General features: G+C 30.9%; 10 protein-coding genes. 4 read left to right on the forward strand and 6 right to left on the reverse strand.

What is annotated here, in order from left to right; all coding sequences use genetic code 11:
- Positions 1 to 90: 90 nt before the first annotated feature.
- A complete protein-coding gene (locus ACKI67_RS09950) occupies positions 91 to 1,134 on the reverse strand; it encodes a M24 family metallopeptidase (RefSeq protein ID WP_407463377.1) in 1,044 nt (347 codons plus the stop codon).
- 182 nt (positions 1,135 to 1,316) lie between these two features.
- Between ACKI67_RS09950 and ACKI67_RS09955 the strand changes: the two genes are divergently transcribed.
- The 3 genes from ACKI67_RS09955 to larE all read left to right on the forward strand — a co-directional run bounded on the left by ACKI67_RS09955 (position 1,317) and on the right by larE (position 4,506).
- A complete protein-coding gene (locus ACKI67_RS09955) occupies positions 1,317 to 2,570 on the forward strand; it encodes a YcaO-related McrA-glycine thioamidation protein (RefSeq protein ID WP_407463378.1) in 1,254 nt (417 codons plus the stop codon).
- 76 nt (positions 2,571 to 2,646) lie between these two features.
- The gene (locus ACKI67_RS09960; RefSeq protein ID WP_407463379.1) at positions 2,647 to 3,282 is read left to right on the forward strand and encodes a TfuA-related McrA-glycine thioamidation protein; all 636 of its coding nucleotides are present in this window, start codon (positions 2,647 to 2,649) and stop codon (positions 3,280 to 3,282) included.
- 159 nt (positions 3,283 to 3,441) lie between these two features.
- Positions 3,442 to 4,506, forward strand: coding sequence for an ATP-dependent sacrificial sulfur transferase LarE (gene larE / locus ACKI67_RS09965; protein ID WP_407463380.1), 1,065 nt, complete (start codon positions 3,442 to 3,444; stop codon positions 4,504 to 4,506).
- Between the two features lie 90 nt (positions 4,507 to 4,596).
- On the opposite strand, the gene ACKI67_RS09970 is transcribed toward larE, so the two are convergent.
- The 4 genes from ACKI67_RS09970 to ACKI67_RS09985 all read right to left on the reverse strand — a co-directional run bounded on the left by ACKI67_RS09970 (position 4,597) and on the right by ACKI67_RS09985 (position 8,442).
- Entirely contained in the window at positions 4,597 to 5,136 is a 540-nt protein-coding gene (locus tag ACKI67_RS09970) for a hypothetical protein (RefSeq protein ID WP_407463381.1), read from the reverse strand.
- Between the two features lie 758 nt (positions 5,137 to 5,894).
- Positions 5,895 to 6,731 (reverse strand): CBS domain-containing protein, encoded by an 837-nt coding sequence (locus ACKI67_RS09975; RefSeq protein ID WP_407463382.1) that lies wholly within the window; start codon positions 6,729 to 6,731, stop codon positions 5,895 to 5,897.
- A gap of 370 nt (positions 6,732 to 7,101) precedes the next feature.
- Positions 7,102 to 7,740: a CatA-like O-acetyltransferase gene (locus ACKI67_RS09980; protein WP_407463383.1), complete on the reverse strand. Its 639-nt coding sequence runs from the start codon at positions 7,738 to 7,740 to the stop codon at positions 7,102 to 7,104.
- Between the two features lie 258 nt (positions 7,741 to 7,998).
- Positions 7,999 to 8,442 carry a universal stress protein gene (locus ACKI67_RS09985; RefSeq protein WP_407463384.1) on the reverse strand — a complete coding sequence of 148 codons (444 nt, stop codon included), beginning with the start codon at positions 8,440 to 8,442 and terminating at the stop codon, positions 7,999 to 8,001.
- A gap of 214 nt (positions 8,443 to 8,656) precedes the next feature.
- Between ACKI67_RS09985 and ACKI67_RS09990 the strand changes: the two genes are divergently transcribed.
- Positions 8,657 to 9,433 carry an alpha/beta fold hydrolase gene (locus tag ACKI67_RS09990; RefSeq protein ID WP_407463385.1) on the forward strand — a complete coding sequence of 259 codons (777 nt, stop codon included), beginning with the start codon at positions 8,657 to 8,659 and terminating at the stop codon, positions 9,431 to 9,433.
- Between the two features lie 114 nt (positions 9,434 to 9,547).
- Here the strand turns inward: ACKI67_RS09990 and ACKI67_RS09995 are convergent.
- A partial coding sequence (locus ACKI67_RS09995; protein WP_407463386.1) for an amidohydrolase family protein occupies positions 9,548 to 10,268 on the reverse strand: 721 nt, incomplete at its 5' end.

The raw sequence follows: 10,268 nt of genomic DNA on the forward strand, positions 1-10,268 counted from the left end.
ATTAATTTATAAAATTAAAATGATTTAAGAAACTTAAAATTAGGCAAAAAAATAATAAAATAAAATAAAAAAATAAAAAAATATAAAAAATTATAAAATTTGAGGCAAATTACCAATTAATTTACCCTTTTTATCAACCAAAACCATATCCTCTATCCTTATTCCAAATTCTCCTTCAAGATAGATTCCAGGTTCAATGGTTACAATCATATTATTCTCTAAAACAGTTTGATCCTTAAGAGATAAAGAAGGATTTTCATGAATGTCTAAACCTAAGCTGTGACCTGTGCTGTGAATGAAATTATCCCCATATCCATACTCAGCAATGATGTCTCTTGCCACTTTATCAACTTCACAAGCCTTCACTCCTGCTTTAACTACATCAATAGCCTTATCATGAGCTTCAAGAACAATATTGGAGATTTCTTCCTGCCTTTCTGTGTAGATGAATGTTCTGGTTGTGTCACTGCAATATCCTTCAAACTTACAGCCATAATCCACTAAAACAGGAGTGTCAAGGACATGTTGCCTTGGAGTTGAGTGAGGCAAGCTTGATACTGGGCCTGATGCAAATATTGTATCAAATGATTCGACACTTGCACCATTCTTTCTCATCAAATAACCTAATTCGTAGGCACATTCCCATTCCTGAGCTCCTTTTTCCTGTTTATCACGCACATCCAATTCAATCAATGACTTATGTGCAATGTCTGTTGCCTTAAGTATTTTCTTGATTTCATCATCAGACTTTATCATCCTTTCAGCTGAAATTACACCAGATATGGTGAGATTGAAATCCTTAAACTTTTGATAAACACTTGCAGGTAATTCTAATTCAATAGCCAAGTTCTTAATTTGCTCTTCCTTTAGGTATTCTATCATCTTTTCATATGATTCGTACTTTACAATATCAATGGATGAAGTGTTTTTTGCATTTTCCATATCCATACCTGATACGAATATGATTGGATTTTCCTTGATTATCATGAATGCAAAGCTGGTTGACAGATAACCTGACAGGTAATAGATATTATTGAAATTAGCCACCAACATGGCATCCTGATCTTTTTCTTCCAATTTTTTTAAGATATTACTTATGTGAAAATCATGAACATTATTTTCCTTAATTTGCATTTAAAGGCCTCAAACAAATTATTTATTTTCTTCTATAAATTGTTATATCCTTTATTATTTAAAAATTAAACGAATAATTTAAAAGTTAGCCATAACAATTATTATAAATAATCAATTACATAATATAAATATTACAAATCTTAAAAAATCTAAACAATTAAAAATAGCTAAGGATAAAAAACATGTTTGAAGACATTCCAATAAAATTCTTTAAGGGAACTCATAGAGTGAGAGACCCTAAGGAAACAATTGAAATAAACGAAGACAAGCTAAGAACTGCAGGGATAACCAGATTGACTGACATTACAGACCTTGACAGAATCAAGATTCCAGTCTTTTCTGCAATTCGTCCCACTGCACAGTCAGGCAGTGTAAGCGTCTATGCTGGAAAAGGAGCCACAAAAGAACAGGCTAAGGCATCAGCAATGATGGAAGGGTTTGAAAGATACTCTGCAGAAAGGCAAGACATTGATGGTGAAAGAACCTTTGTAGACACCTACAACAACATCAAGGATACCAAAAATGTTCTTGACCCTAAAGACCTTCTATTGCCAAAGAACTACGGCAATGAAAATGTGGAAAATTCAAGGCTTGAATGGATAGAAGCAGAGGACATCATAAGCGAAGAGACCATCTATGTCCCATCAAATGCAGTTTTCCACCCATATATTCCAACAAGGGAAGTGAGTCCAAGTCCAATAGCTATTTTTAAAGGAAACACAAATGGTCTTGCATCTGGAAACATCATAGAGGAATCCGTTTTGCATGGTATCTTTGAAGTTGTAGAAAGGGATGCATGGAGCATTTTTGAGCTAACAAAAAGAAACAAGAAGGAAATCAGTCAAGACAATATCGATAATGAAATAATCAATGAGCTTTTAGACAAATTCCATAGCCAAGGAATTGATATTAAGCTTATGGACATCACAGCAGACCTTAAGATTACAACTGTAGCTGCAAGTGCTGATGATACAGTCCTTAAGGATCCTGCGCTTTTGACCTTAGGTGTTGGAACTCACTTGAACCCAGAAGTTGCTGTTATCAGAGCATTGACTGAAGTTGCACAAAGCAGGGCAACTCAAATTCATGGAACCCGTGAAGACACAATAAGAGCGGATTTCATGAGAAAATCAGGCTATGAACATATGAAAAGGATGAACAGACATTACTTCCAAAGGGAAGATGAAACAATTGACCTTTCAGACATTGAGGATAAAAGCTCACATTCAATCAAAAAGGATATTGAAACAAGCATTGAAGAGGCACGAAAGGTTGGATTCAATCAAATACTATACACCGACCTTACAAGAGATGAAATCGGAATCAATGTTGCAAGAGTAATCATTCCAAAGGCAGAATTGTATTCATTGGATGAAGAAAGATTAGGTAACAGAGCTTTGGAATATGATAGAAAAGCACGTAGAGGATTGGTTTAAGCCAATGAATTTTAATTTAATCTGATTTAAATAATTTAATTCAATTAATCTAATTCAATTTTATAGAGATTTTAAAATGAGCAAGAAAATCATAGTTTATTTAGGATTATCCATTTTAGAGGATGAAGCTAAAACCATATTGGATGCTGACTATAGACCTCCAGTTAAAAGGGGAGACATCCTAAAGGCAATCAGCGAAAAGCCAGATGTTATAGGGATTATAGATGGTGCATTCCATCACACCCCTGCAGTTGCACATAAGGAAATCATGAAAGCATTGGACAAGGGAATAACTGTAGTTGGCGGAAGCAGTATGGGTGCTTTAAGAGCATCAGAGCTTGATGACCTTGGAATGATTGGAATCGGTTATGTTTACAAAGCATACAGATCTGGACAAATCACCTCAGATGATGATGTGGCGCTCAGTTTTGATCCAGTGCGAAATGTGCCAATATCTGAAGCTCTTGTAAATGTCGACTACAAATTGGATTTGGCAGTTAAGGAAGGAATAATCACAGAAGATGAAAGGGATTACATCCATGATGTTGCCAAAGAAATCTATTATCCAAAACGGTCCTACCAAAACATATTCTCCAAAGTGGAAATGGAAGATAAAAAGAAAACCAAGCTTATTGATTTTGTATTGAAGGAAAAGGACATCAAATATTTGGATGCTATTGAAGTCTTGGAATACATTAAAAACTTGGAATAGCCTTATTTTAAAATATAACGTTGATATAGAAAATTTTAAAAGCAATAATGAATATAACAATAGTTAATTTATTATTTTTTATATGATATGATAATTGAACTCGGGCGATTAATCAATAATTAATAATAAATTGTTAATTATTAGTAAAAGAGGCCAATTATGAATATAAATGTCAAAATCAACAAAGTTAAAGAAATATTAAAGAATAAAAAGATTGCTCTAGCTTTTTCTGCTGGAGCAGACAGCACATTACTTGCATACCTTGCAAAGGAAGCTGGTGCAGACGTACTTGCAATCACATATAACAATCAAATTTTCCCAACAGGATTTTTGGAATTTGCAAAAGGAAGAGCAGATGAAATTGGAATAAGACACGAAGTCATTGAAGGTAACTTCCTAGATGTAGAGGAGTTTGTTGAAAATAGTCCAAAAAGATGTTTACTATGCAGAAACTTAATGTATGGTGCAATTAAACAAAAGGCTAATGAAGAAGGTTATGAAATAATCATAGACGGAAACAATATAACAGACCTTACTCATGACAGGCCTGGGATACTCATGAAATATGAGTATGAAATTGAAAGCCCATTCATTGATGCCGAACTTGAAACATATGAAATTCATCAATTCCTTGAGGAAAACAATATTCCATACTCCAAGTCAACAACCTGTCTTGCAACAAGAGTCAAGACAAATGAAACCGTTACAATCGATAAGGTCAATAGAATTGACTATGGTGAAGCTTTAATAAAAGAAAAAACAGGATCGGAAGTTGTTAAGCTTAGGGAAGAGAATAATGTGGCCACCATTGAAATGGAGAATATTGAAAAGATTTTGGATAATGAAACAATAGATACCATTTTCAATGAACTTAAATCAGCACAATATGATAAGGTTCTATTAAATCTTAAAGCTATTGAGGATAATGATAATCTCATTGAAGATGATGAGCTTGAAAAAGGATCAAACAATCTTATCTTAAGAAAAAAATTGCCATTTGGCATAAACATTTCAGAAACTGCTGAAATAATTCAAGAGAATAAGAATGAGCATTTAAGCAATGTGGAACCAAATGAGGAAATAGGCTACATTAAATTGAATGTTGATGAAAAAGAGTCTAAAATATTCCGTGACGGAAAAATAAGCATTGAAAACAATAAAAACAAGGAAGATGCTAAAGAATCTTTGGTAAAGATATTACCACTCATTAGAAGAACTGTTTAAAGTTCTTCTTATACTATTTTTTTAAATTAATTAGAATTTTTCTAATTGACATTTTTTTTAAATTAATTAATTTTTTAATCACTATTTTTTCTAATTACTATTTTTCTCTCTTTGCTGTCTTGCAAATTCCTTGAATGAAATCTTCTTTTCAGTCGGAATATTCTTTTCAACTAATTTTTCTACTTTTGAATCGCTTACTCTCCAATCTTCAACTTCAGATTCATTGTTGTTTAGAATATTTATCTTATCCAAAATGCCTTTTGAGTATTCCTCTTTTGATGAAAGCCCCTTTAAAGCAAGTATTTTACCATCTAAACGTAGGTTTTGATCATCTGCCTTGACTTCCTGAAGATGAATCTCAAATCTGCTTGCCTGACTGATTTCATCATCGGTAATTAGATTGTATTTTAAAAATAGATTTTCATGTGGAATGACTTCATTTATAGTTCTTTTGACTGAAGACTCAAAAAGATCCACCAAGTTTTCAATGACTGGGAGATCGTTGTCCCAATAATAAGCAAGAATGACGCTTAATTGGATTTCATGTTCAGAGAATTCCTCTCCCACTCTTGCTCTTATACCAATTGTTGAATCATTATCCTTTATAACTAAAATAGGTTCTTCAGACATTTTATCACATGAAAAATAAAGTATTTTAAAAATTAAATTATAAAATTGAATACTAAAACATTTATTGAAACTAGTATAAATATTTTAAAATTAAAAAATAGAAAAAAATAGCTAATAAAATAGTACAAAAATGTTAAGTGAATTCTAAAAAGAATTCAAATAACACCAAACAAGTCAATTTTAGGACTAATAATAATCCATGAATATAATATAAATTTTTTTGTATATAAATTTACTTGAAAATTTAGAAAAAATGACGTAATATTAAAAAGGAAAAGTCCACCTAGGAAAATTTCAACCTAACTTTTTTTACCATGGGATTTTATTATTAGGATATGATTATTCTATGAAAATTAAAATAAAACTAATTATTGCACTAAGCAATAACAGAAAAAATTTTAATGACCATTCCATAATCATCACCTCCTAAAAATTAGACTTGTTTGTAAATTTTTTAGGTGGCGAAACCTAAAGACATATTTGATTTTAAAATTAATAAAACTTTCTAAAAATGCCCCAATTACAAAATTAAGGCAATTTTATAATTTAAAATTAATTTATAATATGATTACAACTCAATATTAAAATTAAAGCAAATTATGCAATAAAAACAACATTCAAATTAAATTACAAAATTATAAAAAAATAGTAAAGATTAATATAAAAATTAAAAAATAGATACTAAAATAAAAAAAGAATGGTTAAAAAACCATGAAAAAAGTTTTGGTCAAGGTTTTGCCGAAGGCAAAAGCTTGAACTTAAAGTAAAGTTTTAATTAAATCACTAGCTCTGACGAGTCCGACAAGATCTCCTTCAATTCCTAAAACAGGCAATTGCTCTACATCGAGAGATCTCATTTTTTCAGCACATACAGAGACTTTGGTTTTGGTGTTTGCAGTAACTACATCTTTAACTGCAACATCCTTAAATACCTTATCGGTAAATTTAAGGTGGTTTTTCTCAATGTACAATACGGAAGTACTGTCCCATGACCATTTGTCTCCTTCAGTACCTACTGAAGAGCTGTGTTCGGTTCTTTCAGAGATGATTTCACTTTCAGCAATGAAATCGGTTTCAGTCAAAATACCAGTCATCTTATTGTTGGAGTTTAATCCTACAATAGATTTCAATCCGAAGAATTTCATTACTTCAAATGCTACATTCAATGGAGTTTCATCCCAAGTTGCAGGAATGGTCTTAATCATATAATCTTCTACAGGTTCTTTGATTCCCATATCAGCAATAGCTAAAGCTACAATATCAAAAGAAGTTACGATTCCTACTAATTCATCATCATCGTTTATTACAGGAATTCTTCTAATGTTGTTTTCAACCATCTTTTCTGCAACGGTTTTTAATTCATCATCCATTTTTGCAGTAATTAAATCTCTAGTCATTAACATTGCAATTTGTTCTTCATCAGGATTGGTGATCATATCAGAACGAGTTAAAATCCCGACTAATTTGTTAGTATCATTTTTAATAACAGGTACTACAGATACATCCTCTTTTTTCATGATTCTTAAAGCATCTTCTCTGCTTCCAGGAACAGTTACATGAATAACATCTGTAGACGCTACATCTTTTACTTTCATAAGTAACACCATAATTATTTTTGAATAAGATTGAAATTAAATAGTATTATGATAATTTATGTGTTTTAAAATTAGAAAGTCTATCTTGTTTTTCTCTCTTCCGTAATTATCACATACTTAAAATATTTTTGTTAAATTTTAACAAAAAGTAAAATTCTTATTAAACATTTGTTAATATATTTTTTATCATTTAAATAATTTTAGTATGAAACATGAAAAAATCAGTGAAAAAAATGAAAAGTTATGTTTTATCAAAAAATTTTACATAAAAAATAGAAAAAAGTGTATAAAATAATATAAAAAATGGGCAAAATATAAAAGAAAAATTTTGGAATATGGAATTTTCTCCCTTAGACTATATTTTGAAATATCATAATCCTAATCCATTCAAATCATTGAAGTTCTCTTGAGCATAGCCATAAAACTTTGATACTTCCAATCCATTTACAAAAATATGGCTGAATGATATGGATACAGTCATTTCGTAATTTGAATTAACCTTTCCCCATGTGATTAAAGGTTGAATGGTATTTCCAGTAGCTGTTGCAGTGGTAACTGAATCAAAATCAATCCAAGGAACACAGGAAAAATTAGCGATATTCAGTTCATCCCTTTCCAACATAGGCACATCAAATGCCTCATCAACCCCTTCCAAAACATTTAATATATGGTCTTCCACATAATCATGCCATTTTAAGAAATTATTAAACCTTTGAGGAGGTTCAACCCTAATTTCCTTAAAAATTGTCTGCTCCCTATTCATTATAGGGCAAATGGCATCCAAAGACTTAAATTCAATGGCTTTGCCATCGACAATGCGTCTTCTCATCTCAGGAACCTTATTCACTGAATTCATTAAGGCACCTAAGGACATGACAAAGAAAGACAAATTATTTTCCTTTGAATAGTTCCACATATCTTCAACATCAATTCTTGCAGACATATTGCATCTTGATGATAAAAAGTTAATGAAGGGATTGCTTTCTAAATCAAAATCTATTTCTTTCATGTTAAAACCTAATATTGTATTTGATTTTTTATTGTATTTAACTTATTTGAAAAGAGATTGATATTTGATTGATAAAAATTGAAAAGAAGAACGATTCTAATAGAAAAATAAATAATTGAAAAATAGATTAAATTGAAAAATAGATTAAATTGAAAGATAGAATAAATTGAAAAAATTAATAATTTTTAATAGAATAAATTGAAAAATAGAAAGAATTGAAAAATAGAATTAATTAAAAAAAATAGAAAAAAAGAAGATTTAGTGTACAACTAAAACAGAACATTTAGCTGATCTTACTACCTTATCTGCTACACTTCCAAGTAACAACAAATCAATTCCAGACTTACCTGAACTTCCAATGACAATAAGGTCAACATCCTCTTCCTCAGCAACTGCCAAAATAGCTTTTGCAGGAGAACCCTTAGCTATCTTTGGTGTGATTTTAATATCCAATCCTTGCTCATCCCTAAGGTCTTCCACTTTTTTAAGGTTTGACAATGTTTCGGATTCAAGCAATTGATTTATTTCAGCTACAGTTTCCTTACCTGTAAGATTTACTGGAACTGTATTTTCAACAACACTTAAAGCAATGATTTCAGCATTATATGCTGCAGCGATAGATAAAGCATGCTTTTCAGACTTATCCGCATATTTGGAACCATCGGTAGGCAATAAAATTTTTTTATATAACTGTTCAGCCATTTTAATCACTTAGAAAAATTGATAGATTAAATTTTTAATTGTTAACTATATTAAGATATATAAAACAATCATAATAAATTTTTTGGAAATGAAAGGAACTTCTCAATCTAAATAAATTCTATTTAATTTCAAAAAAGACAAATATTAACTCAATTAACTTTAAAATGAAAAATAACAACAATTAATTTATATTTAAATGAATAAAGATTAAATCATGACTAAATTTATTGAAACTAATGGCATTAAACTTGCATATGATGAATCAGGCCCTGAAGATGGGAAAATAATTGTTCTAATCCATGGACTCTCTTCATCTAAGGAAACCATGTACTTAATGAGAAACAGCCTTTTAGACAAGTACAAAGTATATACAATTGATTGCAGAGGACATGGTGAAAGCGATAGAATGGCCAATTATACATTGGAAGACTTAGCTAAGGATCTTGTATCCTTTGCAGAGGACCTTCAACTTAAAAATGCTACTGCAATAGGATATTCAATGGGTTCATTCATCGCACTTAGAGCCTGCGAAATATCAGATGTCTTTGAAAAGCTGATTCTCATTGGAACAAAGGGAGATGGCTCAAGCCCTGCAATTACAAATCTTCTTAAAGCTAATGGATTATCAGTTGAAAACGTTTCAAAAGAGGAATATGGAAGAATCATGAGGGAAAGCATATTTGCTCCAACTACCAAAAATCCTGAAAACCTAAGAACAATGCGACCGCAAGGAAAAGAGCTTAGCATTGAAGATAGGGTTGCTGAGATGAGAGCAGCTACAAACTTTGACAACATGAAGGAAATAGATAATGTAATTGCAGAAACAATGGTGATATCTGCAGAATATGATAAGATAGTCCCTCCAGAAAGAGGGCTTGAAGTATCAGAAGCATTAAACTGCAGATACGAATTGTTAAAAGATGCTGGACATATGATGATGGTTGAAAAGCCAAAAGAAATAGAAGATTTGATTAAAGATTTTATTGGATGATAAAAATCATATAATTTTAAAAAATAGAAAAAATAGGAAAAAGAAAAAATAGAAAGAAGAAAAAAATAAAATGAAATAAAGAAGAAAAATAGAAAGAATAAAAAAAAAGTGAAATTAAATAATTTTCACAATATCATTTATTTCAGTCCTATTGATCAAACTTAAATATGGATTGTTGGACTTTTGATTTACTATCATAAATTCAGCATTTTGACCTTCTTCAATGTATGATTTATTGATCTTTTCACTTAATGAATCTGCTATACATACATTAGTTGTTGCCATTTTCAATATTTCAATAGGAGCTATGTAATTCTTGGAGAATCCCTTCATAATTTTTAATGTAAACTCCATTTCTCTAAATAAATTAGGCCTATTTATCATTATATTGTCACTACCAATCAAAGGCTTAACTCCAGTTTTCAGTATGTCAAAAAGTGGAATGATTCCAACACTCAATGCACCATTTGATCTAGGACAAATTGTCAGTGAACTGTTGGATTTGGAAAGTGCATCAATGTCACTTCCCTTAGGATTGGTCATGTGAACTATCTGATTGAAATTAGCTTCAAATGCCCTTTGAGGTTCAGTCTTATTGGTCTTTTCAATTGAAGCGACTTGGTTGCTTTCACTTTCAGCCACATGAATGGAAGAGATCTTTCCTGCTGCTTCACATTTTTCACAGATTATTTCAGCAACTGTTGTGTCTATTTCACCAAAACCACTTAATCCAATTCCATCAGCATGCTTTAAAAGCTTCCTGATTGCTATCTTCACCTGACGATAATTGGCATCCTCACCATAGAATGAACTGTCTCTGGCAAGTATTATAGGG

This window comes from Methanobrevibacter sp., assembly GCF_045577275.1.
Lineage (GTDB): Archaea > Methanobacteriota > Methanobacteria > Methanobacteriales > Methanobacteriaceae > Methanobrevibacter.